26 protein-coding genes are annotated in these 24,959 nt (G+C 75.5%); 3 read left to right on the top strand and 23 right to left on the bottom strand.

The features are described from left to right. Nucleotides 1–40: 40 nt before the first annotated feature. The 5 genes from TNCT1_RS04815 to TNCT1_RS04835 form a co-directional block, all read right to left on the bottom strand. Nucleotides 41–709, bottom strand: coding sequence for a potassium-transporting ATPase subunit C (locus TNCT1_RS04815; protein ID WP_143628590.1), 669 nt, complete (start codon nt 707–709; stop codon nt 41–43). A 5-nt stretch (nt 710–714) separates the two neighbouring features. Next, on the bottom strand, nt 715–2,817 hold the full coding sequence (kdpB, locus tag TNCT1_RS04820) for a potassium-transporting ATPase subunit KdpB (protein ID WP_174266151.1): 2,103 nt from the start codon (nt 2,815–2,817) through the stop codon (nt 715–717). Between the two features lie 32 nt (nt 2,818–2,849). Continuing rightward, complete coding sequence (kdpA, locus tag TNCT1_RS04825) at nt 2,850–4,511, bottom strand: potassium-transporting ATPase subunit KdpA (RefSeq protein ID WP_143629376.1); 1,662 nt, start codon at nt 4,509–4,511, stop codon at nt 2,850–2,852. A gap of 32 nt (nt 4,512–4,543) precedes the next feature. Beyond that, on the bottom strand, nt 4,544–4,633 hold the full coding sequence (gene kdpF, locus TNCT1_RS04830; protein WP_037775329.1) for a K(+)-transporting ATPase subunit F: 90 nt from the start codon (nt 4,631–4,633) through the stop codon (nt 4,544–4,546). Nucleotides 4,634–4,857: 224 nt separating this feature from the next. After that, a complete protein-coding gene (locus tag TNCT1_RS04835) occupies nt 4,858–5,229 on the bottom strand; it encodes a ferredoxin (RefSeq protein WP_143628594.1) in 372 nt (123 codons plus the stop codon). A gap of 143 nt (nt 5,230–5,372) precedes the next feature. On the opposite strand from TNCT1_RS04835, the gene TNCT1_RS04840 reads away from it, so the two are divergent. Beyond that, nucleotides 5,373–5,738, top strand: a complete 366-nt coding sequence (locus TNCT1_RS04840) for a DUF6479 family protein (protein WP_235902341.1) — start codon at nt 5,373–5,375, stop codon at nt 5,736–5,738. A gap of 93 nt (nt 5,739–5,831) precedes the next feature. Here the strand turns inward: TNCT1_RS04840 and TNCT1_RS04845 are convergent, their stop codons facing one another. The 16 genes from TNCT1_RS04845 to TNCT1_RS04920 all read right to left on the bottom strand — a co-directional run bounded on the left by TNCT1_RS04845 (nt 5,832) and on the right by TNCT1_RS04920 (nt 21,355). Continuing rightward, the gene (locus TNCT1_RS04845) at nt 5,832–6,287 is read right to left on the bottom strand and encodes an RpiB/LacA/LacB family sugar-phosphate isomerase (RefSeq protein ID WP_143628596.1); all 456 of its coding nucleotides are present in this window, start codon (nt 6,285–6,287) and stop codon (nt 5,832–5,834) included. 124 nt (nt 6,288–6,411) lie between these two features. Then, entirely contained in the window at nt 6,412–6,606 is a 195-nt protein-coding gene (locus TNCT1_RS04850) for a hypothetical protein (protein ID WP_143628598.1), read from the bottom strand. A gap of 81 nt (nt 6,607–6,687) precedes the next feature. Then, nucleotides 6,688–7,938: an ANTAR domain-containing protein gene (locus TNCT1_RS04855; protein ID WP_235902343.1), complete on the bottom strand. Its 1,251-nt coding sequence runs from the start codon at nt 7,936–7,938 to the stop codon at nt 6,688–6,690. A gap of 135 nt (nt 7,939–8,073) precedes the next feature. Next, nucleotides 8,074–8,493, bottom strand: coding sequence for an STAS domain-containing protein (locus TNCT1_RS04860; RefSeq protein ID WP_143628600.1), 420 nt, complete (start codon nt 8,491–8,493; stop codon nt 8,074–8,076). Between the two features lie 197 nt (nt 8,494–8,690). Next, nucleotides 8,691–9,611 (bottom strand): glycosyltransferase family 2 protein, encoded by a 921-nt coding sequence (locus TNCT1_RS04865; RefSeq protein WP_143628602.1) that lies wholly within the window; start codon nt 9,609–9,611, stop codon nt 8,691–8,693. Further along, the gene (locus TNCT1_RS04870; RefSeq protein WP_143628604.1) at nt 9,608–10,534 is read right to left on the bottom strand and encodes a glycosyltransferase family 2 protein; all 927 of its coding nucleotides are present in this window, start codon (nt 10,532–10,534) and stop codon (nt 9,608–9,610) included. The genes TNCT1_RS04865 and TNCT1_RS04870 overlap by 4 nt, the downstream gene beginning before the upstream one ends. Further along, nucleotides 10,524–11,528, bottom strand: coding sequence for a glycosyltransferase family 9 protein (locus TNCT1_RS04875; RefSeq protein WP_235902345.1), 1,005 nt, complete (start codon nt 11,526–11,528; stop codon nt 10,524–10,526). Before TNCT1_RS04875 ends, TNCT1_RS04870 begins: the two co-directional genes overlap by 11 nt. 37 nt (nt 11,529–11,565) lie before the next feature. After that, on the bottom strand, nt 11,566–13,002 hold the full coding sequence (locus TNCT1_RS04880; protein WP_143628608.1) for a PfkB family carbohydrate kinase: 1,437 nt from the start codon (nt 13,000–13,002) through the stop codon (nt 11,566–11,568). After that, complete coding sequence (locus tag TNCT1_RS04885; protein ID WP_143628611.1) at nt 12,999–13,844, bottom strand: SIS domain-containing protein; 846 nt, start codon at nt 13,842–13,844, stop codon at nt 12,999–13,001. The genes TNCT1_RS04880 and TNCT1_RS04885 overlap by 4 nt, the downstream gene beginning before the upstream one ends. 13 nt (nt 13,845–13,857) lie before the next feature. Further along, the gene (locus TNCT1_RS04890; RefSeq protein ID WP_143628613.1) at nt 13,858–15,096 is read right to left on the bottom strand and encodes a glycosyltransferase; all 1,239 of its coding nucleotides are present in this window, start codon (nt 15,094–15,096) and stop codon (nt 13,858–13,860) included. Further along, nucleotides 15,093–16,055 carry a glycosyltransferase gene (locus TNCT1_RS04895; protein WP_143628615.1) on the bottom strand — a complete coding sequence of 321 codons (963 nt, stop codon included), beginning with the start codon at nt 16,053–16,055 and terminating at the stop codon, nt 15,093–15,095. Before TNCT1_RS04895 ends, TNCT1_RS04890 begins: the two co-directional genes overlap by 4 nt. Beyond that, a complete protein-coding gene (locus TNCT1_RS04900; protein WP_143628617.1) occupies nt 16,052–17,062 on the bottom strand; it encodes a glycosyltransferase family 9 protein in 1,011 nt (336 codons plus the stop codon). The genes TNCT1_RS04895 and TNCT1_RS04900 overlap by 4 nt, the downstream gene beginning before the upstream one ends. Next, nucleotides 17,059–17,634: an HAD-IIIA family hydrolase gene (locus TNCT1_RS04905; RefSeq protein ID WP_143628620.1), complete on the bottom strand. Its 576-nt coding sequence runs from the start codon at nt 17,632–17,634 to the stop codon at nt 17,059–17,061. The genes TNCT1_RS04900 and TNCT1_RS04905 overlap by 4 nt, the downstream gene beginning before the upstream one ends. Beyond that, on the bottom strand, nt 17,631–18,632 hold the full coding sequence (locus TNCT1_RS04910) for a glycosyltransferase family 2 protein (RefSeq protein ID WP_143628622.1): 1,002 nt from the start codon (nt 18,630–18,632) through the stop codon (nt 17,631–17,633). Before TNCT1_RS04910 ends, TNCT1_RS04905 begins: the two co-directional genes overlap by 4 nt. Beyond that, complete coding sequence (locus tag TNCT1_RS04915) at nt 18,629–20,263, bottom strand: carbamoyltransferase C-terminal domain-containing protein (protein WP_143628624.1); 1,635 nt, start codon at nt 20,261–20,263, stop codon at nt 18,629–18,631. The genes TNCT1_RS04910 and TNCT1_RS04915 overlap by 4 nt, the downstream gene beginning before the upstream one ends. 33 nt (nt 20,264–20,296) lie before the next feature. Beyond that, nucleotides 20,297–21,355 (bottom strand): NAD-dependent epimerase/dehydratase family protein, encoded by a 1,059-nt coding sequence (locus tag TNCT1_RS04920; protein WP_143628626.1) that lies wholly within the window; start codon nt 21,353–21,355, stop codon nt 20,297–20,299. Nucleotides 21,356–21,671: 316 nt separating this feature from the next. Between TNCT1_RS04920 and TNCT1_RS04925 the strand changes: the two genes are divergently transcribed. After that, complete coding sequence (locus tag TNCT1_RS04925) at nt 21,672–22,565, top strand: polysaccharide pyruvyl transferase family protein (RefSeq protein WP_143628628.1); 894 nt, start codon at nt 21,672–21,674, stop codon at nt 22,563–22,565. Between the two features lie 101 nt (nt 22,566–22,666). Continuing rightward, a complete protein-coding gene (locus tag TNCT1_RS04930) occupies nt 22,667–23,230 on the top strand; it encodes a hemerythrin domain-containing protein (RefSeq protein ID WP_143628630.1) in 564 nt (187 codons plus the stop codon). Between the two features lie 123 nt (nt 23,231–23,353). On the opposite strand, the gene TNCT1_RS04935 is transcribed toward TNCT1_RS04930, so the two are convergent. After that, nucleotides 23,354–23,719 (bottom strand): DUF3040 domain-containing protein, encoded by a 366-nt coding sequence (locus TNCT1_RS04935; RefSeq protein ID WP_143628632.1) that lies wholly within the window; start codon nt 23,717–23,719, stop codon nt 23,354–23,356. 155 nt (nt 23,720–23,874) lie between these two features. After that, on the bottom strand, nt 23,875–24,744 hold the full coding sequence (locus TNCT1_RS04940; RefSeq protein ID WP_143628634.1) for an NAD(P)H-binding protein: 870 nt from the start codon (nt 24,742–24,744) through the stop codon (nt 23,875–23,877). Between the last annotated feature and the right edge of the window lie 215 nt (nt 24,745–24,959).

Consider the following 24,959-nt stretch of genomic DNA (forward strand, 5'->3'; position numbering starts at 1 on the left):
TGCGGCCGGTGCCGGGCCCGGCACCGGCCGCACGCCGCCGTCACCGGTTCGCCGTCAGCTCCCGCAGCGCGACGTTGAGCTCCAGGACGTTCACCCGGGGCTCCCCGATGAAGCCCAGGGTGCGGCCCTCGGTGTGCTCCCCGACCAGCCTCTCGACCCGCTCGACCGGCAGGCCGTTCCTCGCGGCGACCCGGTGCACCTGGAGTTCGGCGTACCGCGGGGAGACGGCCGGATCCAGGCCGGAGCCGGAGGAGGTCACCGCGTCCGCGGGCACGTCCGCGGGGTCCACGGTGTACCCGGGCACCGAGTTGTCCTTCACGACGGCCGCCTTGGCGGCTTCGACCCGATCGGCCAGGACCTCGTTGTCGGCGGCCAGGTTGGTCGCGCCGGAGAGGATCAGCTTGTACCGGCTGTTGAGGGTGTTGACGCCGAGCCCGTCGGCCGGGCGGCCCTGGAACCATCTCAGGTCCGGTTCCGGGGTCTGCCGGCCCTTCTTCGGGGGCAGGTCGTAGGACTGCCCGATCAGGGACGAGCCGACGACCCTGCCGTCCGCCTCGATCTCGGAGCCGTTCGCGGCGCCGCGGAGAAGACTCTGGGCGACGCCGGTGACGGCCAGCGGGTAGACGACGCCGGTGACCAGGGTCAGCACGAGCAGCGCACGCAGGCCCGCGCCCAGCAGCCGGGCGGTGTTCACGAAGGAGTTGGTCATGGCGGTCAGCCGATTCCGGGGATGAGGGAGATGAGCAGGTCGATGAGCTTGATGCCGATGAACGGCGCCACGAGGCCGCCGACGCCGTAGACGGCGAGGTTGCGGCGCAGCATGCGGTCGGCGCCGACCGGCCGGTACCGCACGCCCTTCAGGGAGAGCGGCACCAGCGCGACGATGATCAGCGCGTTGAAGACGACCGCGGACAGGATCGCGGAGTCGGGCGAGGACAGCCGCATGACGTTCAGCCTGTCCAGGCCCGGGTATACCGCGGCGAACAGCGCCGGGATGATCGCGAAGTACTTCGCCACGTCGTTGGCTATGGAGAACGTCGTCAACGCGCCACGGGTGATGAGGAGTTGCTTGCCGATCTCGACGATCTCGATGAGCTTGGTCGGGTTGGAGTCGAGGTCGACCATGTTCCCGGCCTCCTTGGCGGCCGACGTGCCGGTGTTCATCGCCACGCCGACGTCCGCCTGGGCCAGCGCGGGCGCGTCGTTGGTGCCGTCGCCGGTCATGGCGACCAGCTTGCCGCCGGCCTGCTCCCGTTTGATGAGGGCCATCTTGTCCTCGGGGGTGGCCTCGGCGAGGAAGTCGTCGACGCCCGCCTCCTCGGCTATCGCCTTCGCGGTCAGCGGGTTGTCACCCGTGATCATGACCGTCCTGATGCCCATGCGGCGCAGTTCCGCGAACCGCTCCCGCATGCCCTCCTTGACGACGTCCTTCAGGTGGACGACACCGAGGACGCGGGCGCCCCGCTCGTCGTCGACCGCGACCAGCAGCGGCGTGCCGCCCGCCGCGGAGATGCGGTCGGCGACGGTGGCCGCGTCCGTGGCGGTCCTGCCGCCGCGTTCCTCGACCCAGGCCATGACCGAGGCGGCGGCGCCCTTGCGGACCCTGCGTCCGTCCAGGTCCACGCCCGACATGCGGGTCTGGGCGGTGAACGCGATCCACTCGGCGTGCGCCAGCTCGCCCTGGTGGCGTTCGCGCAGCCCGTACCTCTCCTTCGCGAGGACGACGACGGAACGGCCCTCCGGCGTCTCGTCGGCCAGCGAGGACAGCTGGGCCGCGTCGGCGACCTCGGCCTCGGTGGCGCCCTGGACGGGCACGAACTCGGCGGCCTGCCGATTGCCGAGGGTGATGGTGCCGGTCTTGTCCAGCAGCAGGGTGGAGACGTCGCCGGCCGCCTCGACCGCACGCCCGGACATCGCCAGGACGTTGCGCTGCACCAGCCGGTCCATGCCCGCGATGCCGATCGCGGAGAGCAGCGCGCCGATGGTGGTCGGGATCAGGCAGACCAGCAGGGCCACCAGGACCACCGTCGTCAGGTGCGCGCCCGCGTGGCCGGCGAACGGCGGCAGGGTGGCGCAGGCCAGCAGGAAGACGATGGTCAGCGAGGCCAGCAGGATGTTCAGCGCGATCTCGTTGGGCGTCTTCTGCCGGGCGGCCCCCTCGACCAGGCCGATCATCCGGTCGATGAAGGTCTCGCCCGGCTTCGTCGTGATCCTGACGGTGATCCGGTCGGACAGCACCTTCGTTCCGCCGGTCACCGCGGACCGGTCGCCGCCGGACTCGCGGATCACCGGGGCGGACTCGCCGGTGATCGCCGACTCGTCCACGGAGGCCACGCCCTCGACGACGTCACCGTCACCGGGTATGACGTCACCGGCCTCGCACACGACGAGGTCGCCGACGGTGAGCGCGGCGCCCGGGACGCGTTCCTCCGCGCCGTCGCCGAGGAGCCGGCGCGCGACCGTGTCGGTCTTGGCCTTGCGCAGGGTGTCGGCCTGGGCCTTGCCCCGGCCCTCGGCGACCGCCTCCGCGAGGTTGGCGAAGACCACGGTCAGCCACAGCCAGGCGCTGATCGTCCAGCCGAACCAGTCGGCCGGGTCCGTGAAGGAGAAGACCGTGGTCAGCACGGAGCCGGTCCACACCACGAACATCACCGGCGACTTGACCATCACCCGCGGGTGCAGCTTGCGAAGCGCCTCCGGCAGGGACTTGACCAACTGCCCGGGTTCGAACAGGCCCGCTCCGACGCGGCCCGGGCCGGGCCGGTGCGGGGTGGTGAGGTCGCCGTGCGGCGCCCGGGCGGGTGTGACTGTGGACATCGGGTCCTCTGGCTTCTTGGTGCGGGTGGTCATCACGCCAGCCCTTCCGCGAGCGGGCCGAGCGCCAGGGCGGGGAAGTAGGTGAGACCGGTGATGATGAGGATCGCGCCCACCAGCAGCCCGGCGAACAGCGGCTTCTCGGTGCGCAGGGTGCCCGCGGTGACCGGCACCGGCCGCTGCCCGGCGAGCGAGCCGGCCAGCGCGAGGACGAACACCATGGGCAGGAACCGGCCGAGCAGCATCGCGAGCCCGGTCGTGGTGTTGAACCAGTCGGTGTTCGCGTTCAGGCCGGCGAAGGCCGAACCGTTGTTGTTCGCCGCCGACGTGAACGCGTACAGCACCTCGGAGAACCCGTGCGCGCCCGGGTTGAGCATCGAGTGCCCGGGGGTCGGCAGGGCCATGGAGGCGGCGGTGAGGACCAGCACCAGGGCGGGGGTGACGAGGATGTAGCAGGCGGCGAGCTTCATCTCGCGGGCGCCGATCTTCTTGCCCAGGTACTCGGGTGTGCGGCCGACCATGAGACCGGCGATGAACACCGCGATCACGGCCATGATCAGCATGCCGTAGAGGCCGGAGCCGGTGCCGCCGGGCGCGATCTCGCCCAGCATCATGCCGAGCATGGCGATGCCGCCGCCGAGACCGGTGAAGGAGGAGTGGAAGGAGTCCACCGCACCGGTCGAGGTGAGCGTGGTCGCCACCGCGAAGATCGAGGAGCCGCCGACGCCGAAACGCACCTCCTTGCCCTCCATCGCTGCACCGGCCGCCTGCAACGCCGGTCCGTGGTGCGCGAATTCGGTCCACATCATCAGGGCGGTGAAGCCGAGCCAGATGGCGGCCATCGTGGCGAGGAGCGCGTAGCCCTGCCTGGTGCTGCCGGCCATCACGCCGAAGGTGCGGGTCAGCGAGAACGGGATCAGCAGGATCAGGAAGATCTCGAAGAGGTTGGTGAACGGGGTCGGGTTCTCGAAGGGGTGGGCGGAGTTGGCGTTGAAGTAGCCGCCGCCGTTCGTGCCCAGTTCCTTGATGGCCTCCTGGGAGGCGACCGCGCCGCCGTTCCACTGCTGCGAGCCGCCCATGAACTGGCCCACCTCGTGGATGCCCGAGAAGTTCTGCATCGCGCCGCAGGCCACCAGGACCACGGCGGCGAGGGCGGCGACCGGCACCAGGATCCGCAGGGTGCCGCGCACCAGGTCGGACCAGAAGTTGCCGAGTCGACCGGTGCGGGATCCGGTGAACCCGCGGACGAGGGCCACGGCGACGGCCATGCCGACGGCCGCGGAGACGAAGTTCTGCACGGCGAGGCCGGCTGTCTGCACGACGTGCCCCATGGTCTGCTCGCCGTAGTACGACTGCCAGTTGGTGTTGGTCACGAACGACACGGCGGTGTTGAACGACTGCGCCGGGCCGACGGAGGAGAAGCCGAGCGAGCCGGGCAGGACGCCCTGCAGTCGCTGCAGCAGGTAGAGGAAGAGGACGCCGACGGCCGAGAAGGCGAGGACCGCGCGCAGATACGCGGGCCAGGCCATCTCGGTGTCGGGGTCGGCGCCGATGCCCTTGTGGATCCACTTCTCCACCCGGAGGTGCTTGTCGGAGGAGTAGACCCGGGCCATGTAGGTGCCGAAGGGAATGTGGACGAGCGCCAGCGCCCCCGTCAGGGCGAGCAGCTGGAGCACGCCTGCCGTTACGGGGCCCATGTCGCCCGCTGCGACAACAGCCGGTGTCACCGTCAGAACCTCTCCGGGAAGATCAGGGCGAGGACGAGATATCCCAGCAGGGCTACGGCCACGACGAGGCCGACCGTGTTCTCGGCGGTCACAGCTTCGTGACCCCCTTGGCGACTAGGGCCACCAGCGCGAAACCCGCGAGCGCGGTGAAGACGAAGGCCAGATCGGCCATCGCGAACTCCTGGAGTGAGGTGCGTCTTGCGTCGGACGCTTAGAGGAAACCGCGTGCGCGGCCGTCCGCCGCCGCCGTTGACGGCTCCCTTACGGCAGCGCGCCCCGCTTTGACGGGACCCTGACGGCCGCGGGCCGCTCCGGCTCAGTCGAGCGCCACCATGAAGTCCGTGCACGCCACGGCGCAGGCGCGGCACACCGCCGCGGCCGACTCGGCGCCGGGGTGCTCCGCGAAGGCGTGGGCGCACTCCAGGCAGACCGAGCGGCACCACTCGAGCTGCACCCTGATCCCGTCCTCGTCCTGGGGGCTCTGCTCGGACAGCGTGCGGCACGTCGCGTCGCACACCTCGGCGCACATGATCCCCAGCCGCCGTACGCGTTCCTGCCGCTCGGTGCCGTCCGGGTCCAGGAGGCTCGCGCGCACCGCACTGGTCCTGGCGCACTCCGCGCACGCCTGGGCGCAGGTGAACCGGTCCTCGAGGAACCGGTAGAGCTGCTGCTGCGTCGGCGACGTCACACCCGGCGGGTAGCCGGGCCCCGAGCGGGCAAACCCTTGTACGGCAAGGGTTGCGAGGCATCCGCGCGGACGGGTCGCCCAGGGTGACGGACGACCACCCAAGGTGTCCGGTTCGTCCAGTTCTGGGCGGGTATCCCTGAGCTATGGACACCGCACAGATGCAGCTGGCCGCGGCGAGCGGCCTGATGAGCCTGGTGCTCTTCCTCATAGCCGTGGGCCTGCTCGCGCTGCTCGCCGGCGGCTTCTGGATGAACTCCCGGGTCAAGTACCGCGAGTCCCCCCGGCCGCGCCCCGAGGAGCAACCGCAGTTGCCACCCGAGGGCGCGGTGCACGAAGTCCGGGAGAACCGGGAATCGCAGGAGGTTCCCGTCACTCCCCCGGGCGGCCGCCCGCTCACACCGTACGAACTGAGCAACCTTGACACCAGGCCGAGCGAGTCCAAGGACCGCCCGCGCTGGAGCAAGGGGTCGAGCGGTTCCTTCGGCGGCGGCGGGCTGGGCGCCCACTGACACCGCACCGCACCCCGCACCCGACACCCGCCCACCCGACGAGATTCCCGGCACGTGGCCCGTGCCTGCCCGCCGTACCCCCCGTACCCGCCGCTAGGAGTCCTTCCTGGCGGCGTCGAGGCGGCCGACGCGGGCCACGTTGCGCAGGTCCTCGGGGTCCTGGCTGGGCTCGGCCGCGAACCAGGCGTCGAGGATCTCGCCCAGCACCGGCACGGAGGTGAGGCGCAGGCCGAGCGCCAGGACGTTGGCGTCGTTCCAGCGCCGCGCCCCCTCGGCCGTACCCGCGTCCGTGCACAGCGCCGCGCGGACGCCCGGCACCTTGTTGGCCGCGATGGAGGCGCCGGTGCCGGTCCAGCAGCACACCACCGCCTGATCGGCCGTGCCGTCGGCGACGTCCCGGGCGGCGGCCTCGGAGCAGACCGCCCACTGCGGGTCGGCGCCGGGCCGCAGCGCGCCGTGCTCGCGCACCTCGTGGCCGCGCCGGCGCAGCTCCTCGACGAGGTGCCGGGCCACGGGTTCGTCCATGTCGGAGGAGACCGAGATCCGCATGCTCCGGAGCCTAACGGCTGCCGGCCCGGCGGTCACCGGGACGACCCCGGCCGGGAAGCGGCCCCGCGGGCGTGCGGCGACGCCTGCGGGGCCGGGATGGACGGTTCGCGGGCCTCGTGGAGGATCAGGGGTGCTCGGGCTGCTGCGCCGGGGGCACCCCGCCGCCCTCTCCCCCGCCCTTGCGGCCCTTGTCGGAGCCGTGCGGGCGGTCTTCCGCGCCGCGTCCGGCCGATTGGCGGGCCTTCAGTTCACCGCTGTCCTGCGGGGTGGCGCCCCCCTTGTCACTGCGCCGCTGTTCGGGCTGCTGCGGATTGGACATGCGCCGGGCTCCCTTCGGGTGTACGTGCCGTGTGCGAGGTCCGGGTTCCCAGGGGTCCACGGGTGACGCACGCCGGCCGGTTCAGGGCGCGCGGCGGGTCAGGAGTCTGTGCAGGTGCTCCAGGGCGTCCAGGAGCACCGAGCGGTGGTACCAGCTCAGCCAGGCGGCCGTGTCGGCGGCCAGCACGTCGAGGATCTCGGCGCGGGCGCCGGCCGGCAGGTGACCGGCCTCCGGCCAGTGCAGGGTGATCACGCCGGTGCAGGACCCGGCGGCGGAGACCACGGGAACGCAGTGCAGGGCGCGGGTGTCCGTGGCCAGCAGCGCGTGCCTGACCTCGTCGGACAGCAGCGGCTCCGCCGCCACGTCGGGCACGCTCACCCGGCGGCCCCGGCTCCGGGCGGCCGCGTCGGCCATGCCCTCGTCCTGGCCCCGGACGAGGTGGTCCAGAAACCTTTCGTCACAGCCGTAGTGCGTCTCCAGCGTCAGGGCGTTCACCGCGGGGTCCACGAACCGCACGTACCCGGCGGTGGCCCGGCCGGCGGCCAGCGCCTCGTGGAGCACCGCGTCGATCATCTGCCGCCGGCAGCGCGGGTCCCGGCCTTCGCGGACGAGGATCCGCAACTGCGGCACCGGCAGGGAGCGGCGGCCGGGGAACCACACCTCGCCGTCCGGCGGCCGGGCCACCACGACGGCGGACACCAGCACGCGCAGCGGCACGTTGAACCGCTGGGAGGCCTCGCGCAGCACCCGGAAGGCGCTGCCGGAGTCGGGCAGGCCGTAGCGGGCCATCAGGGTGCCCTGCGCCATGCCGATGACCGGGGCGGTGCGCACCCGGGCCCGCAGCGCCCGCACCTCCTTGTGCAGGTCCTCGTACGACGGGCGCCACGGGTCGGACATCTGCGAGCGCCAGGCCGGCAGGTCCTCGACCGGGGAGGTGGCCCGCGCCAGCTCCCGCAGCGCCTCGTCGAGGGTGGCGTACAGGCGTACGCCGTCGAGGCGGGCGAGGTGCACGGCCTCGCGCACGCCGGGACGGGCCCGGATGATGATCAGGTCGGGGCGTCCGGCGCGGACCCGGGTGGTCTCGCTCAGCGCGTGCAGGACGGCGGCGCCGCCCAGTTGCACATGGGCCATGTCGAGAACCGGCCGCAGTCCGGCGCGGTCGGCCTCCTCCAGGTGGCCGCGCAGCTCGTCCGACCAGGCCTCGGCGCCGTCCGGGCTCAGGCTGCCGGACATGCGCAGGAGAAGGGCGCCCTCGGCGGGCAGCCCCTCCACCAGGGACGACTCGATGACGAGAGGGGCCGGTGCGCCCGGGCGGGCGGAGGAGAATTTCACGGCATCACCACACCAGGACGTCACAAAGCCTCAAAATATCCGCAAAGGCCTCTTCCTGACCTTGGACCACCACCTTGCACGCTCGGTGCCCGGCCCTCAACCGCACCGCGCGGGGGCCGGGGCCCGGGATTCGCGTCAGCGGGGGCCGCCGGGCCGGGCCGGTTCGCCCGCCGGGAGGGAGTCCAGGGCGGACGCCGTCGTGGCGTGCACCCGGACGCCCGGCAGGCCGGCCAGCCGCAGCGCCTCGCGCACATGGGGCCGGGGCTGCACGATGGGCAGGCAGCGGCCGGAGAGGGCGAGCCGGCCGGTGGCCCGGTCCAGCGAGCGCACCGCGACGGCGCTGGCCAGGTACACCTCGGTCATGTCCAGGACGAGGTGTTCCCCGGCGCCGTCTGACCGGCGCAGGTGCTCGGCCAGGGCTTCGGAGAACTCCGTGGCGTTGGACGCGTCGACCGTGCCGCGTGCCTTGAGGAGGGTGACCGGCCCGGACTCGGGGCGGGTGTCGCGGACGGCTCGGAGCAGCAGCGGGGCAGCGGGGAGCTGGCCTTTTTCCATGCGCGGGGCACTTCCTGGGAGGGAGGGCTCGGCCAGCCGCTTCTTGACCGGGGAGGGGACCACTGTGCCGCCCCGGGGTGCCCGAAGCAACGACGCTTCCCCGGGCGTGTCGCAGGCCGGCCGGGCCGGCGGGCCGCCGTGCTCGCCGGCGCTCCTGCCGGACCGCCCGCGCGGTCCCCGCGCGCCCGCCCCGTGGCCTATCCGACGTACCGCCGGGCCGGTGACGTCCGGCGTGCCCGCTCCAGCGCGGCGAGCCGCCGCTCCAGTTCCGGCGGCACCGGGTCGCGCTGGCGCAGCACCCAGGGCAGCCCGGCGGTGGCGCGGGCGAACGCGCGCGCGGAGGCGGCGTCGCGGGGCACCGTGCGCATCAGGTGCCCGGTGCGGCGCAGGGCCGACGGCAGGGGGCGGCGCAGCCAGGTGAACCACAGCGTGTTGCGGATCCCGAGGACGCGGCGCGCGGTGCTGTCGCGCAGCGGGGACGCCTGGTGGTGGACGGTGAGTTCCTCGGCGTAGGCGAGCCACCAGCCCTGCCGGAGCAGGTCGCAGGCGAGCAGTTCCTCCTCGCCGCCGAGCCACAGCCCGGGGTGGAAGCCGCCGCCGGCCCGGAAGGCGTCGGTGCGCAGCACGGTGGCGGCGGCGAGGAACGAGCCGAGCGCCGGGCCCGGCAGCCAGCCGGGGCCCGGCAGCGGCGATTCGCGCAGCTCGCGCACGACGGGATCCTCGGTGCCGTCCGGCTGGACGACGATCCGCGCGGTGACGGCCGCGAGGCCCGGCCGGGTGTCGAGCAGGTCGGCGGCGCGGCGCAGGCTGCCCGGCTCCCACCAGGAGTCGTCGTCGCAGAAGGCGACGTAGGGCGTGCGGACGTGGCGCACCGCCAGGTTGCGGCCGACGGCGCCGAGATTGCGGCCGGGCCGCAGCAGGGTCATCTCCGGGAAGTGCCGTGCGACGGCGTCGGCGGTGCCGTCGGCCGAGGCGTTGTCGGTGACGATCACCCGGGGCCGCTCGGGCAGCCGCCGGAGGCGGGCGAGGGTGCGCAGGAGTTCCTCACGGCGGTCGTGGGTGATCAGAACCACGGTCGTACGGCCGTCCGGGTTCTCCCGCGGCTGGGCGCGGGTCATCGGGGCCCTCCGTCGGGATGCCGGTCGAGCAGGCGCGCGGCGTGTTCGACGTGCGGGGGCAGGGGGTGGCGCCGGGCGACGGCGGCGGGGAGCCTGGCGAGGGTCTCCCGCAGGGCCCGGCGGGCGCCGGGCCGGGCGGCGACGGCGGCCAGCGCCAGGTCGGCCCCGGCGCGCAGGGCGACGGGCCACGGGCGGCGCAGGCAGGTGGTGAGCACGTGGTTGCGCCGGACGAGGCCGGCGCGGCCGGTGCGTCCCTCGGGGCCGGGGTGGTGGCGGGCGCACAGGGCGGGTTCGTAGGCGAGGCCCCAGCCGTCGGCCGCGAGGTCGTAGGCGAGCAGGGTCTCCTCGCCGCCGAAGAAGAGCAGCGGGTGGTAGCCGCCGGCGCGGAGGAAGGCCTCCCGGCGCACGACGCAGGCGCAGCCGAGGAAGCCGAGCACCGGGCGGCCGGGCAGGTCCGGTTCGCGGGGCAGGGGCGAGGCGGCGAGCACGGCGTTCAGCGGGTCCTCGGCGCCCCGCTCGCCGACCAGGGTGCGGGCGGCGAGCAGGCCGAGCCGGGGGTGCCGGTCGAGCAGGTCGGCCGCGTGGCGCAGGGAGCCGGCCGTCCACCAGGAGTCGTCGTCGCTGAAGGCGACGTAGGGGGTGCGGGCGTGCCGGACGGCCAGGTTGCGGCCGAGGGCGCCGGTGTTGGCGGCCGGCCGCAGCAGGCGGCTGACCGCGGGGTGGCCGTGCACCGCCCTGCGGGTGGTGTCGTCGCGGGAGTTGTCCACGACGATCACGGGCGGCCGTTCGGGCAGGGCGGCCAGGGCGTCGAGGGTGCGCAGCAGGCTCACGGACCGGTCGCGGGTGATGACGGCGACCGTGATCCTGGGGTCGGGTCCGGCGGTGGTCCGGCGGGTGGGTCCGGTGACCGGGTCAGCGCACACGGGCCGCCACCCCCGTCCCGAAGGCTCCCGGCGCCGCGGTGCGGGCCGGCCGGCCGCGCAGCCGCAGCAGGCAGGCGGCGGCGACCTCGCCGGTGTGGATGCGCAGCAGCCGGGCGTCCGGGCTCCGGCCGTGCGGGTCCCCGGGCGGGCCCGGTTTCCACAGGGCCAGGTGCGGGCCGCCGGGCGGCGGCCCCCACAGCCGCGGGGAGACGGGCCCGAACAGGGTGACCGACGGGGTGCCGTGGGCCACCGCGAGGTGGGCGATGCCGGTGTCGCCGCTGAGCACCAGGGACGCCCCGGCGACCAGCGCCGACAGCTCGGCCGGCGGCAGGCCGCCGGCCAGCACGTCGGAAGCGGGACTGCCACCGCGCTCGGCGACGTACCGCACGAGGGCGTCCTCCCCCGGGCCGCCGGTCAGCACCACGCGGTGTCCGGCCGCGCGCAGGCACCTCACGACGGCGGCGAACCGCTCCCCCGGCCAGCGGCGCGAGCCGGACGCGGCCCCGGGGTGCACCACGACCGCGCCGGGTGCCGGGGACGGCGTGGACGGAACGGGCAGACGCAGGTCGAGGGGGTCGGCCGGGATGCCGTGGGCCCGCAGGAAGCCGCACCAGCGGTCCCGTTCGTGGACGTGCGGCCGCCAGGGCGGGGCGTCCGGCAGGGCGTGGGCGAGCAGGCGGCGCGGGCGCAGGGCGGCCAGCGCGTCACGGCTCTCGGGGCCGTTGCCGTGCAGGTCGACCGCGACGTCCGGGGGCGGGCCCGGCCAGTGGGCGAGGGAGGGCACCGCCCGGCCCGGCGCCTCCGCCGGGAAGACCGCGTCGACCGCCCCGGTGGACAGGGCTGTGTCGGTCAGTCCGGGCGGCAGGGCGAGGACCACCCGGTGCCCGGGGAAGCCCCGCCGGATGCCGCGCAGCGCGGGCACCCCGGCGAGCAGGTCGCCGAGTCCCAGGGCGCGCAGCACCAGCACGGTCGGGGGGCGCGGGGCGGGGCTCACCGGAGCCGCCCCCCGGACGGCGGGCGTGGCGCGCGGGTCACCGGGCGGGCCCAGCGGTGCGGGCGGGCGCCAGGGCCGCGCGGCGCGCCAGGCCGGTGGTGGAACGGCCGTCGAGGTAGGGCAGCAGCAGGACCTGGCCGCCCCAGCTCTCCACCAGCGGCTGCTCGGGCAGCCGGGTCCGGGCGTAGTCGCCGCCCTTGGCCCAGATGTGCGGACGCAGCTCGCCGAGGACGCGTTCCGGTGTGTCCTCGTCGAAGACGGCGACCGCGTCGACGCACTCCAGCGCGGTCAGCACGCGGACCCGGTCGGCCGCCGGGACCAGGGGGCGGCCGCCGCCCTTGCGCCGGCGCACGGAGTCGTCGGAGTTGACGCAGACGATCAGGCAGTCGCCGGCCCGGCGCGCGGCCTGCAGCAGGGCGACGTGGCCGGCGTGCAGCAGGTCGAAGCAGCCGCCCGCGGCGACCACGGTGCCGCCCGCCGCCCGGACCCGTGCGGCGGTGCGCCGGGCGCCGGCCGCGGGATCCTCGCCGGCCGGCCGCTCCGGTGGCGTGTCCGGCGCCTCGGGCACGGCGACCGCGCGGGCGCCGCCCTCGGCGACGTACCGGGTGGCGGCGTGCACGGCGGCCTGCACGGCCGCCTCGGTGAGCGCGCCGTCGGCGAGCAGCCCGGCGGCGGACGCGGCGAACCGGTCCCCGGCCCCGCAGGGGTCGCCCGCCGCGGTGGCCGGTGCCGGCACCAGCAGGGGGTTCTCGCCGTACGACAGCAGCGCGCCGCGTTCGCCCAGGGTGACCGCGACGGCGTGCGCGCGCCAGGCCCGGGCGAGCGCGCCGGCGTCCCGGGCGGCGGTACGCAGCACGCCCCCGTCGCCGGGCTCGGCGCCGGGGTCGCCGTCCAGCCGCCCGGTGAGCGCCCGGGCCTCCGGTGCGGAGGGGGTGGCGAGCCGCACGCCGGGCACCGGTGCACCGCCCCGCACGTGCGGGTCCCACACCACGGGCACCCGCGCGGCGGCGCCGGCCAGCGCCTCGCTCAGCACCTCGGCGGTGCCCCGGCCGTAGTCGGCGACCAGGACGGCGTCCGCCGCGCGGACCGCGGCCGCGGCGGTCCGGGTCGCCCCGCGGGCGCGTCCGTCGCCGTCGTCGAGGCGGAGCAGCGGCCGGTCTCCGGCGAGCACCCGTGTCTTGCTGCTGAGTTCGCCGTCCAGCGGAAGCTCGACCAGGTCGACGCGCCCGGCCAGCAGGTCCCGCAGGACGCCGCTGGACCCGTCGTCGCCGAGGGCGGTGACGAGGGTGACCGGGCGGCCGTCGGCGGCGGCCAGGCAGGCGGCGAGGGCCGCGCCGCCCGGGCGGGAGCTGCGCCGGGCGCCGTGCACCACCGGCACGGGCGCGTCGGGAGCGAGCCGCTCGGCCCGGCCGCACAGGTCGTGGTCGAGCAGCGCGTCCCCGACGACGACCAGCGGGGTACGGGGGGTGTTCATGCGTCTCCTTCCGCGCGACGCGGCCGGGTACCCACGGTGCGCGGGCCCACCGGCAGGCCGGCGGGGCGGGCCGCGGGGCCGCCTGGGCCGTCCGGCCGGGCGCCGTCCACCCGGCCTTCCGTCCGGGCGCCCGCCCGCCCGTTGGCGCCGGGCCGGCCGTCGCCCCGGTGCGAAGGGGCGGGCCGGCCGTCGCCCCGGTGCGAGGTGGCGGGCCGGCCGTCGTCCCGGGCGTCCGCCGGGTGGTCCGCCGCACGCGCCGTCGCGGCCGGCTCGCCGCTTGCGACCGCCTGGTCGAAGGACTCGCAGAGCATGTGCACCGCGACCAGGTGCAGCTCCTGCACGGTGGCGGCCACCGGCGCGTCCACGCACAGCGAGTCGTCCGCCGCCAGGTGCAGCGGGTTCGGGGCCCGGCCGGTCAGCGCCCAGACGGTCATGCCGAGCCGGTGCGCACGGTCGGCCGCGGCCAGCAGGTTGGCGCTGGCGCCGCTGGTGGACAGCAGCATCAGCACGTCGCCGGGACGGCCGTGCGCGGCGGTCTGGCGGGCGAACACCTCCTGGACGCCGTAGTCGTTGGCGATCGCGGTGGTGGAGGAGGTGTCGGCGTGCAGGGCGAGCGCGGAGAACGGCGCGCGGTCGTCGCGGTAGCGGCCCACGAGCTCGGCGGTGAGGTGCTGGGCCTGGGCGGCGCTGCCGCCGTTGCCCGCGACGAGCAGCCGGCCTCCCGCGCTCAGCCGCCGGGCCAGTTCGGCGCCCCAGCGTTCGATGAGGGAGCCCTGCTCGCGGAAGGTCTCCAGGGCCTTCATCAGATCGTCGCAGTGAGCGGTGTCGGTGACGGTCTTCATCGGACGGCTCCCTTCATCGGACGACTTCCGAGAGCGAGGGCATCGAGGACACGGCGCCGTACGCCCGGGCCACGCCGTCGGCCACGCGGTCCCAGGTGTAGTGGGCCAGCACCCGCTCGCGGCCCGCGGCGCCGAGGCGGCCGAGCCGGTCCGGGTCCGCCAGCAGCCCGCGGACGACGGCGCCGAGGTGGTGGTGGTCGTCGTCGGCCGGGACGAGGACACCGGTCGCGCCGTCCACGACCGTGTCGAGCTGGCCGCCCACGGCGGTCGCGACGACCGGGGTGGCGCAGGCCATGGCCTCGAGCGGCACGATGCCGAAGGGCTCGTAGCGGGGCAGCGACAGCACCAGGTCGGCGCCCGCCATCAGGCGGGGCATCCGGGTCCGGCCGACCCCGCCGAGCAGGGTCACCCGGTCGGTGACGCCGTACTCGCCGGCGATGGCGTGCAGCCGCCGTGCCTCCGGTTCGGCACCCAGCAGGTCCGCCTCGGGCCCGCCGGCGACCAGGAGTTCGGCGTCGGGTATCCCGGCGAGGGCGCGGATGGCGCGGTCGAAGCCCTTGCGGGGCACGAGCCGGCCCACGGCGAGCAGCCGCCGGCGGCCGCCGGGCAGGGTCCGCGGGCGGTCGGACGGCGCGAACTGGTCGGGGTCCACTCCACAGGGCACGACCGTGACGCGGTCCTCCGGCAGCCCCATGGCCCGCAGTTCGGCCACCTCGTCGGAGCAGGTGGCGATGATCCGCGCGCACTCGTGGCCGACGGCCTCCTCGATCGCGAGGCGCTCGGGCGGGCTGGTGTCGTCGGCGCCCTGGTAGCGCTTCTTGACGGTGCCGAGGGCGTGGTAGGTCTGCACGACGGGGATGCCCAGGCCCCGGGTCCCGGTCAGGGCGGCGAGTCCCGACATCCAGAAGTGGGCGTGCACCACGTCGGGCGGGTCGGCGGCCCACTGCCGGGCCAGGAAGGCCCCGAACTCCGCCATGTGGGGCAGCAGTTCATCCTTGGGCACGGGCGCGGGCGGTCCGGCGGGCACATGCACCACCTGGACGCCGTCGATGAGGGTCATCCGGTCCGGCAGGCCGGTGGAGTCCCGCCGGGTGTACACCGTGACCCGGTACCCCTTCCTGGCGAGCTGCCGGGCCACCTGCGCCACGTACACGTTCTGGCCGCCCGCGTCCGGTCCGCCGAGCGCGGCCAGGGGGCTGGCGTGCTCGGAGACCATGGCGACGCGCCCGGCCGGGGACAGTGTGCGGCTCATCGGGTGACCTCCTTGATCAGGCGCTCCCAGTCGTCGAGGAAGCGCCGCTCTCCGTAGCGGGCCAGCGCCGCGGCGCGGGCCGCCCGCCCGGTCAGGCGGGCGTGCTCGGGTTCGGCGAGGAACGTCCGTACGGCGTCCTCCAGGACGTCGAGCCGGTTGGAGACCACGCCGGCGCCGGCGGGTACCGCCTCGCGGACCTCGGTGGTGTCCAGGGCGACCACCGGCATGCCCAGGAGCATGGCCTCCAGCAGGGACAGGCCGAGCGAGGTCCAGCGCACCGGGTGCAGGTACAGCCGGCAGCGGGCCATCTCCCGGTGCAGCTCGCTCTGGGGCAGGTCCCGGACGCGGCAGCGTGCGGCGGGCAGGCCGAGGTGTCCGGCGAGCCCTTCGGTGCGCATCCCGAAGACGTCGAGGGGCGCCGAGCGGGCGAACCGGGGCAGCAGGTCGGTTCCGGTGGTGCGGCCCCGGCGCACGGGGTCGTTGACCACGACCGCGGCGCGGCGCTCGGTGCCGGTCCAGCGGTGGCCGGGGTCGATGACGCCGTGCTCCACGACCTCGGTCGGGGCCCTGCCGTTGTCCCACATCAGCCGGTTGAAGTGGGTGACGTGGACGACGGGGATCCGGGTCTGCCCGGCGAGCGGATGGGGCTGGCGCTCCGGGGAGGCGTCGGGGCTGTTGTGCTCGACGTACACGGCGGGCACGTCGACGTCGGGCCGGCGGCCGGTCCACCGCCGGGCGAGGTCGATCTCGTGCGGACGCTGCAGCACCATGAGGTCGATGCGGGCGTCGCGCAGTTCCCGGGGGGTCCGTTCGAGCACCGTGCCGGGCCAGTCCCAGGTGACAGCGCGGCCCAGGCCGTCCGGCCCGCGGTCCTCGGTGACCGGGACCAGATAGGTGTGCGGGCCCTGCACGAAGGCCGTGAGCCAGGATCCGTGCACGTGCCAGACGAGGATGTTCATGACTGCCGCTCCTGGATGAGCTTGTGGACCGCGCGCACCACGTCCTGTCCGGTGACCTCGTCCAGGCAGGGGTGGCCGGGCACCGGGCAGACCAGCGCCCTGGTGTCCGCGCACGGCGCCGACTGGTCGCCGAGAAGGATGACGGGGACGCCATAGGGCGCCCAGCGGCCGGCCGGGACCACGGGCGCGAACAGCGACACGACGGGGGTGCCGACCGCGGCCGCCAGATGGGCCGGGCCGGTGTTGGCGCTCACCACGACGTCGGCCGTGCGCAGCACGCCGGCCAGGGTGCGCGGGGTGGTCCGGCCGCCGAGGTCCACGGCCAGGCCGGCGCTCACCCGGCGGGTGAGTGCGGTCTCGTCCGGCCCGCCGGTGACGACGACGCGGTGCCCGGCGTCGGCCAGCAGCGCGACCGCCTCCTCGCAACGGTGGGGGCTCCAGGCGCGGGCGGGGGCGGTAGCGCCGGGGTGCAGCACCACGTAGGGGCCGTGGCCGGTCAGGGCGTCGGTGTCCGGCGGCGGCAGGACCCGCAGGCGGCCGTCGTCGTGGGCCGGGAGCGGGAAGCCCATGGCCGCGGCGGTGTCCAGGGCCGCCTCGGTCTCGTGCCGGCCCGCCCGCCGCCGGTGGCGGACGTCCAGCAGCCGGCCGGGGTGGTCGGTGCTGTCGGCGCCTATGTGCCCGATGCCCGCGAGGCGCAGCACGAGCGCGGTCGGCAGGGGGCTCTGGTGGAAGGAGGTGAGGATCAGGGCGGAGTCGAAGGCGGCCTCGCGCAGCCGCTCGGTCAGCGCGCCGATGCCGGCGGCGTCGACGGGGGGCGGGTCGAAGCCCTCCCAGGGGGCCTCCCACACCAGCACCTCGTCGACGCCGGGCAGCAGCCGGGCGGCCTCGGCGCCGCGCGGCCCGCACAGCATGGCCACGTGCGCGCAGTGCGCGGCGACGGCTCGCACGGCGGGACCGGCGAGGAGCACGTCCCCGAAGCTGTCGAGCCGGACGACGAGCGTCTTCACGTGGACCGCCTCCCGTCCTGGGCGTGGCCGTCGCGCGCCGGTGCGCCCAGCGCCGTGCACACCGCGGTGAGGACGTCGGGGGCGCTCTGCGCGGCGAAGCGCCGCACCTCGGCGGGCGCGGTGGCCGCGTTGGGAACGAGCACGCCCCGGGCGCCCGCAGCCCGGGCGGCCAGCAGGTCGGCGGCGATGTCGCCGATCACCAGGCACCGGTCCGGGCGGACGCGCAGGCGGGCGGCGGCCGCGAGGACGAGGCCCGGGCGGGGCTTGCGGCAGGCGCAGCCGGCTTCCGGGGCGTGCGGGCAGTAGATCCAGGCGCCGAGGCCGCCGAGGAGTTCGTCCGCCCGCTCGTTGACGGCGCGGACCTGCTCGGCGGTGAGCAGGCCGCGCCCGATGCCCGACTGGTTGCTGATCACGGCGGTGGCGAGCCCGGCGCCGCGGGCGAGCGCCACCGCCTCGGCGGCGCCGGGCAGCGGGCGGACCCGGTCGGGGTCGCCGTTGTAAGGGACGTCCGCGACGAGGGTGCCGTCGCGGTCGAACAGGACGGCGCCGAGGGGCGGCCGGGCCGTGCTCACGCGGCGCCTCCCAGGGGGACGGCGCCCCGGTGGCGGACGGCTCCGCGCAGCCAGTGCCGTACCGCGAGCGGGGGGATGAGCACGCTGGTGCCGAGCATCCCGGCTATCTCGCGGGCGGTGCGGGGGCCGGGCCGGATCCGGGCGAGGGCGAACTCGGCCGTGCCGAGCGTCCACAGGGCCGCGCAGACGGCGGCGGCGCGGCGGCGGCCGGCGAGCGCGAGGACGGCGGAGGCGAGCGCGGCGCCGGTCACGGCGACGTGCCCCGGCAGCCGTCCCCGGGGGGCCTGGGCGCGGGCCCACCAGTCGCGTCCGTGCAGGCGGCTCATCAGGGCGTCGTCGGCGTTTCCGCGCTGTGCGGGCAGCGAGGCCCACCACTGGGAGGGGCGGACCGGGTGCCGGGTGAGGCGGGTGCCGCGGTGCAGGGCCCAGCCGGCCCGCTCGACGCGCAGGGCGAGGTCGGCGTCCTCCCGGAAGGCCCGCGGGAAGCGCTCGTCGAAGCCGCCGACCTGGATGAGCGCGGCGGTCCGGTACGCCATGTCGGCGGTGGCCCAGGCCGCGTTCTCCAGGCCTTTGGTGGTCCGCTCCCAGTCGGTGGGCCGGCGGTCCGGGGGCAGCGGGACACGCAGCCGCCCCTGGATGCCGCCGACGTGCTCACCGGCCGCCCGGAGGTCCTCGGCGAGTCTGCGGGACCAGTCCGGCAGCACCTGGACGTCGTCGTCGAGGAAGACGGTCCAGGGGGTACGGACGGTGCGCCATCCGGCGTTGCGGGCGGCGGCCGGGCCCTTGCCTCCGGTGTGCAGGGCCCGTACCCGGTCCAGGAGCAGACCGGCGGACTCCAGCGGCAGGCCGGTGTCGGGGTCGGTGGCGGGCCGGTCGTCCACGACGATCACCTCGTGCGGCGGGTGGCCCTGGGCCGCGGCCAGCGCGCGCAGGCACTCGGCGAGACAGGGGCGGCCGACGGTCGGTACGACGACGGTGTAGGCGGGGGCGGCGCTCATGCGAAGGCCTTTCCGCGGCGGACGGCGAACGGGCCGAGGACCAGCAGGTCGACGGGGGCGGAGCCGAAGCACTCCAGGGCGTCCCGGGGGTCGTCCACCATCGGCCGACCGGCGGTGTTGAGGCTGGTGTTGACCACCACGGGCAGGCCGGTGCGCCGCTCGAACCCGTCGATCACGCGGGCCACCAGCGGCTCCTGGCCGCGGTCCACGGTCTGGATGCGGGCGGTGCCGTCGACGTGCACCACGGCCGGGATGCGGCCCTTCCAGCCGGCCGCCACCTCGTGCACGAAGAGCATGTGCGGGCTGGGCAGGGGCCCGTCGAACAGTTCCGCGGCGCGTTCGGCGAGGACCATGGGTGCGACCGGCCGGAACTCCTCGCGTCCCTTGACCGCGTTGAGCCGTTCCACGTTGGCCGCGTGCCCGGGGTGGGCCAGCAGGGAGCGGTGGCCGAGCGCGCGGGGCCCGTACTCGGCGCGGCCCTGGAACCAGGCCACGATCCCGTCGGCGGCCAGTGCCTCGGCGGCCGTCTCGGCGATGTCGGCGGGCTCCTCGTAGGGCACCGCGGCCCGTTCGAGCCAGTCGCGCAGTTCGGTGTCGCTCCAGCCGCGGCCGAGGGCGGCGGTCGGCATCGGCTCCAGGGTGTCCTTCCGGCCGGCCACGTGCGCGGCCGCGCCCAGGGCGGTGCCGGCGTCCCCGGCGGCGGGCTGCACCCACACGTGCCGGAAGCCGCTCTCGCGCCAGACGCGGGTGTTGGCGACGCAGTTGAGAGCGACGCCGCCGGCCATGGTGAGGGCGTCCTCGCCGGTGCGTTCGCGCAGCCACCGGGCCAGGGCGAGCACGGTCTCCTCCAGGCAGAGCTGGGCGCTGGCCGCGAGGTCGGCGTGGTCCTGGCTCCAGGCTCCGCCCGCCTCGCGCGGCGGGACGAGGGAGGCCCAGGGCACCGGGCGGGCCCGGAAGCCGCCCCCGTCGTCGGACCCGACGTACTCGCGCAGCCGGCCGGCGAAGCGCGGGGTGCCGTAGGAGGCCAGCGCCATCACCTTGAACTCGTCGCTGCTGCGCAGGAATCCGAGGTGCTGGGTGAGGTCCTCGTAGAACAGGCCCAGGGAGTCGGGCAGTTCCTGGGCGCCGAGGACGGTCAGCTCGCGGTTGGTGTAGCGGCCCGCCAGGTGGGAGCCGCACTCGCCGCGGCCGTCCAGGACGAGTACCGCGCAGTCCGGGTACGGCGAGACGGGTCCGGCGGAGGCCGCGTGCGCGACGTGGTGCGGGACGAAGCGGACCTTGGCCGGGTCCAGGCCGGGCAGCGCCTCGGCGAGGAAGCCGGGGGCCCGGCGGGCGTACTCCTGGCGCAGGTGGTCCCAGGGGTCGTGCAGGCCCATCCGCTCGGCGGGGCGGGCCAGCGAGGGGTCGTAGGAGTAGGCGACGGCGTCCAGGTCGGACGGGGTCAGGCCGGCCTGTTCCAGGCACCAGCGGGCCGAGAGGCCGGGCAGTTCCCAGGCGGAGAAGGGAAGGGGCCGCTTGCCGTGCTTGCGACGGGAGAACCGTTCCTCCTCCGCCGCCGCCACGACCTTGCCGTCCGTCACCAGGGCGGCGGCGGGGTCGTGGAAGAGTGCGTTGATACCGAGGACGTGCATGCGCTGTCTCCTGGGCGGCGTGCGGTGGCGTGGTCAGGTCTGCGTGGCCGGCTCCTCGTCCGGGGGCGGGGCCTGTCCGCCCGGTGGCGGGCCGGGCTCCCGTGGGGGCCGGGCCCGCTCCTGCGGGGACAGGGCGGTGAAGTAGGCGATCGTCTGCTTCAGGCCCTCCTCCCAGGGCACCTGGGGCGACCAGCCGAGCAGTTCGCGCGCGAGGGCGGTGTCCGGGCGGCGCCGGCCGGGGTCGTCGACGGGCCGGTCGACGAACGCGATCGGTGAGCGCGATCCGGTCAGGGCGACCACGCGGCGGGCGAGGTCCGCCATGGTGATCTCGTCGGCGCCGCCGATGTTCACGGGCCGCACCGAGCGGCTGGCCGCCACCCTCAGCACCCCGTCGACGGTGTCGTCGACGTAGCACAGCGAGCGGGTCTGGCTGCCGTCGCCGGTCACGGTGAGCGGTTCGCCCGCCAGGGCCTGGCTGATGAAGGTGGGCACGGCCCGTCCGTCGTGGGCGCGCATGCGCGGCCCGTAGGTGTTGAACAGCCGGACGATCCCGGCGTCGGTGCCGTGGGTGCCGGCGTGCGCGGTGACGAGCGCCTCGGCGAACCGTTTGGACTCGTCGTACACGCTGCGCGGGCCGACCGGGTTGACGTTGCCCCAGTAGCCCTCGTGCTGGGGGTGCACCAGCGGGTCGCCGTACACCTCGGAGGTGGAGGCCAGCAGCAGGCGGGCGCCGTCGCGCCCGGCGATCGCCAGGGCGTTGCGGGTGCCGAGGCTGCCCGCGTCCAGGGTCTCCAGCGGCAGCCGGAGGTAGTCGGCGGGCGACGCCGGGCAGGCGAAGTGCAGGACCAGGTCGTACGGCCCCGGCAGCAGACGGGGGCAGTCGGGCGCGCTGACGTCGCAGTGCACGTAGCGGAAGCCGGGCCGCCCCTCCAGGTGGGAGACGTTCTCCCGCCGGCCGCAGACCAGGTTGTCGGCACAGTCGACTTCGGCGCCCGAATCCAGCAGCCGTTCGCACAGATGGGAGCCCAGGAAGCCGGCGCCGCCGGTCACGACGGCACGGCGCCAGGGCACCGCGAGGGTCTCACCAGTCATGGAGGCTCGTCCTTAGTCCACGTCATCCGCGTCGCCGGGCTCGCCGGTGCGCCCGGAACGCCGCTGGAAGGCGGGCGTTCGGCGCGTGTGTGCGGCCCGGCCGGCCTCGTCGCCGGCTCGTCGAGCGGGACTGTGATGGAAGACGGTGGGGGCCGGGTCCCCGCTGATCGGGAGGACCGCCCTCGTCGGCCGCCGCTGGCTGGACGGCACTGGCAATTGTGTTCCCATGCCAGTTGGTTTCATACCTTGTACCTTATTGTCCGGAATGCCGGGTACTTGCGCGACTCAAGACCATCGCCCGCCCCGGGAGACGCCCATGGACGACGAGATACCGGACGTCCTGCTGCGCCTGCTGCGGCCGCCCGGCCCTCCGCCCCGGCGGCTGCTCCTCACCGGCTGGTTCAGCTTCCTGCACGGGGAGGCGACGGCCGGGGACGTCCTGGCGCAGCGGCACGCGTCGGCGGTGCTGGACCGGGCGGGCGTCCGGCACGACACCGCCTGGAGCCCCGGCTTCCGGCCGGACGCGCTGTCCCTGGAGACGGCGGACCCGGGCGCGTACGACACCCTCCTGTTCGTCTGCGGCCCGCTGCACGGGCCGCAAGTCGCCGCGCTCCATGAAAAGTTCGGGAACTGTCGGCGACTCGCGGCCGGGGTCAGCGTGATCGACCCGGCGGATCCGGCGGTCACCGGCTTCCACGAGGTCGTGCCCCGGGACGGCACCCCGGCGCCCGCCCGGCGCGACCTGGCCGCCGCGGCCCCGGTGGGCGCGCTGCCCCCGGTGGCCGGCCTGCTGCTGTCGCACGGCCAGGGCGAGTACGGCGAGCGCCGCAGGCACGAGCGGGTGAACGAGCGTCTCACCGGCTGGCTCGCCGCCAAGGACTGTGTGCGCCTGTCCGCCGACACCCGGCTCGCCAGGGACGACTGGCGGCTGTGCGCCACGGCCGAGCAGTTCCTGGCCCTGGTCTCCCGGCTCGACCTGGTGGTCACCACCCGGCTGCACGGCCTGGTGCTCGCCCTGCGCACCGGCACCCCGGTGATCGCCGTCGACCCGGTGGCGGGCGGCGCCAAGGTGAGCGCCCAGGCGGAGGCGGTGGGCTGGCCGGCGGTGATCGGCGCGGACGCGCTGTCCGCGCGCGTCCTGGACCACTGGTGGGAGTGGGCGCTGTCCGGGGACGGCCGGACGGCGGCATGCCGCCACTCGAAGGGCTGAGCGGCGCCGGCGGGCGGTGTGGCGGTCCGGCGGCGGGGCACTCGGCGCGGCGACGAGCGGCGGCCGCACACGGCCCCGTACGTATCCGAGGAGGTAACGACATGGGCCACGGCGGAAACGTCATCCAGGAGCTGACGACCGATCACCGGGAGGTCGAGGAGATCTTCGGCCGGATCGAGGCGCTGCCGCCGGGCAGCGAGGAACGCAAGAAACTGGCCGACCAGGCCACCATCGAACTGGTCCGTCACTCGGTGGCCGAGGAGGCCTACCTCTACCCGGCGGTGCGCGAGCACGTCGAGGGCGGGGGCGCCCTGGCGGACAAGGAACTCGAGGACCATGCCGGGGCCGAGCGCATCATGAAGGACCTGGAGGGCCTCGGCGCGGACGACGCGCAGTTCGACACGCTCCTCACCCGGCTGATGAGCGAGATCCGCTCGCACGTGGCCGACGAGGAGCAGAACCTCTTCCCGCGGCTCCAGGCGTCTTGTACGCCGGAGGCGCTGAACGAGCTGGGCGAGAAGGTGCGCAAGGCCAAGAAGACCGCGCCGACCCGCCCGCACCCGATGGCTCCGGACAAGCCCCCGGCCAACAAGCTGCTGGCGCCCGGCGCGGGCATGGTGGACCGGCTGCGGGACGCGATGTCGGGGCGCGGCAAGGAGAGCTGAGCAGGCTCACCGCGGCCGGCCCGGTCGTGTCCTCATGCGCCCGCCGCCCCGCCGAAAGGGGCGGCGGGCGCGGGACGTCGGCCGTGCCGGAGGGCCGTGATCCGCCTCCGGTCCGCGGCCGGGTCACAGCCACCGGGTGAACCGGCGGGCGGGCCGGGCACGGCGGGTGATCCGGCACAGCAGCCGGAAGCCCTGGACCAGGGTGAGCGGCCACAGCAGCGCGAAGCACCACAGCGGCGCGGGTTGCTGGGTACGGGCTCCCGCGACGGCCGTGAAGGCGGACGCCACGAGCAGCAGGAGGACGGACAGCGGAAGCCACACGCCCCGCCGGCTCCGGGTGCCGCGGCGGTCTCCCGCCATCCGGTGCGCGGCGGCGTGCATGCGGTGGGCGAGCCGGCGGTCCTGCCGCAGGTTCGCCTCGATCTCCAGCAGCGCGAGCCGCTCGCGCGGCGAGAGCCGCACGTCCTCGGGGGTCTCCCAGTCGTCCACGGAAACGGCACCTCCTCGCACCGGCCGACGGCCCGCCCCCTCTTCCGGGCTCCTGCCGGGGCCGAGTTCCCCGTGCGGCCGCCCCGAAGCGGCCCCCGCCGCTCCGGCCCGCCGCACCGAACGGCCGGACCCGTCACGGGCAGCGCCGCCCGCCCTCACAACCGGGGACGGAGGACCTCGTAGGCCCACGAGCCCAGCGTGGTGGGGGTGGTGCTGCGCAGGGTCCGGGGCTGCTCCGGCACGAAGCCGTCCCGCAGCCCGGTCGACATCCCCATGACCGCCTCCACCACGCCGTCCGGCCTCCCGGACGCGCGCAGCAGTCCCCGCATCTCGTCGTCGCCGACGCGCTCCGCGCGCAGCGGGCGGCCGGTGGCGGCCGACACGACAGCGGCCGCCTGCGGCCAGGTGAGATCGGCCGGGCCGTGGACGGCCTGGACACCGCGTCCGGACCAGCCGCCCGACAGCAGCCGCGCCACGGCGACCTCCGCGACGTCGCGCGGCGCGACCCACGCGAGCGGCAGGTCCAGGGGCAGGACCACGGGGATCACGCCGGCCCGGACGGCGTCGAGCTGGGACTCCAGGTTGGTGAAGAAGTAGCCGCAGCGCAGGTGCGTGACCGTGGCGCCGAGGGCGTCGAGGGCGAGTTCGGTTGCCGCGAGGCCGTCGATCTCCCCGGCGCCGCGGCGCTTCTCCGCGCCGACGCTGCTCAGGAAGACCGTCCGGGCGATGCCGTTGGCCGCGACGGCGCTCGCGACGCTCTTCGTGGCCGCGGCGTAGTCCGCGAGAGGATCCGGACCGGCCGACGGGGGGTCGACCCAGAACAGGGCGTCGACTCCGGCGGTGGCGGCGACGACCGCCTCCGCGTCGCGCTGGTCCACCGCGACGGCGTCCACCTCGCGCCGGACCCCGGGGTCGAGCCGGCCGGGGTCGCGTGCCAGCACCCGCGGGCGGATCCCGGCGCGCAGGAGCATGGTGACGACGTGGCGTCCGACGTTCCCGGTCGGCGTCGTGACTGCGATACGCATGCCTTGTCCTTTCGTGGCTTGCAGCGCGACGCTACGAGCCGATCCGGACACCTGTTGTCTCCTTTTACCGGCGCGCACCTGGAGTGACAGGACACTACGCACAGTGAAGAAGGCGTACCTGGAGGTGACCTCCGGTTCACCAGGGCCGATACTTCCAGTAGACGGGCGGCCCCGCCCCGGACCGTGCCGGACCGCCCGGATCGAGAACCGTTCTC

This window comes from Streptomyces sp. 1-11, from assembly GCF_007176755.1.
Taxonomy (GTDB): domain Bacteria; phylum Actinomycetota; class Actinomycetes; order Streptomycetales; family Streptomycetaceae; genus Streptomyces.

Coding starts and splice junctions, on each gene's coding strand:
- TNCT1_RS04815 (WP_143628590.1), bottom strand. CDS start 709: ATGACCAACTCCTTCGTGAACACCGCCCGGCTGCTGGGCGCGGGCCTG.
- kdpB (WP_174266151.1), bottom strand. CDS start 2,817: ATGTCCACAGTCACACCCGCCCGGGCGCCGCACGGCGACCTCACCACC.
- kdpA (WP_143629376.1), bottom strand. CDS start 4,511: ATGGGCCCCGTAACGGCAGGCGTGCTCCAGCTGCTCGCCCTGACGGGG.
- TNCT1_RS04840 (WP_235902341.1), top strand. CDS start 5,373: ATGGACACCGCACAGATGCAGCTGGCCGCGGCGAGCGGCCTGATGAGC.
- TNCT1_RS04845 (WP_143628596.1), bottom strand. CDS start 6,287: ATGCGGATCTCGGTCTCCTCCGACATGGACGAACCCGTGGCCCGGCAC.
- TNCT1_RS04850 (WP_143628598.1), bottom strand. CDS start 6,606: ATGTCCAATCCGCAGCAGCCCGAACAGCGGCGCAGTGACAAGGGGGGC.
- TNCT1_RS04860 (WP_143628600.1), bottom strand. CDS start 8,493: ATGGAAAAAGGCCAGCTCCCCGCTGCCCCGCTGCTGCTCCGAGCCGTC.
- TNCT1_RS04865 (WP_143628602.1), bottom strand. CDS start 9,611: ATGACCCGCGCCCAGCCGCGGGAGAACCCGGACGGCCGTACGACCGTG.
- TNCT1_RS04880 (WP_143628608.1), bottom strand. CDS start 13,002: ATGAACACCCCCCGTACCCCGCTGGTCGTCGTCGGGGACGCGCTGCTC.
- TNCT1_RS04885 (WP_143628611.1), bottom strand. CDS start 13,844: ATGAAGACCGTCACCGACACCGCTCACTGCGACGATCTGATGAAGGCC.
- TNCT1_RS04890 (WP_143628613.1), bottom strand. CDS start 15,096: ATGAGCCGCACACTGTCCCCGGCCGGGCGCGTCGCCATGGTCTCCGAG.
- TNCT1_RS04895 (WP_143628615.1), bottom strand. CDS start 16,055: ATGAACATCCTCGTCTGGCACGTGCACGGATCCTGGCTCACGGCCTTC.
- TNCT1_RS04910 (WP_143628622.1), bottom strand. CDS start 18,632: ATGAGCGCCGCCCCCGCCTACACCGTCGTCGTACCGACCGTCGGCCGC.
- TNCT1_RS04915 (WP_143628624.1), bottom strand. CDS start 20,263: ATGCACGTCCTCGGTATCAACGCACTCTTCCACGACCCCGCCGCCGCC.
- TNCT1_RS04920 (WP_143628626.1), bottom strand. CDS start 21,355: ATGACTGGTGAGACCCTCGCGGTGCCCTGGCGCCGTGCCGTCGTGACC.
- TNCT1_RS04925 (WP_143628628.1), top strand. CDS start 21,672: ATGGACGACGAGATACCGGACGTCCTGCTGCGCCTGCTGCGGCCGCCC.
- TNCT1_RS04930 (WP_143628630.1), top strand. CDS start 22,667: ATGGGCCACGGCGGAAACGTCATCCAGGAGCTGACGACCGATCACCGG.
- TNCT1_RS04940 (WP_143628634.1), bottom strand. CDS start 24,744: ATGCGTATCGCAGTCACGACGCCGACCGGGAACGTCGGACGCCACGTC.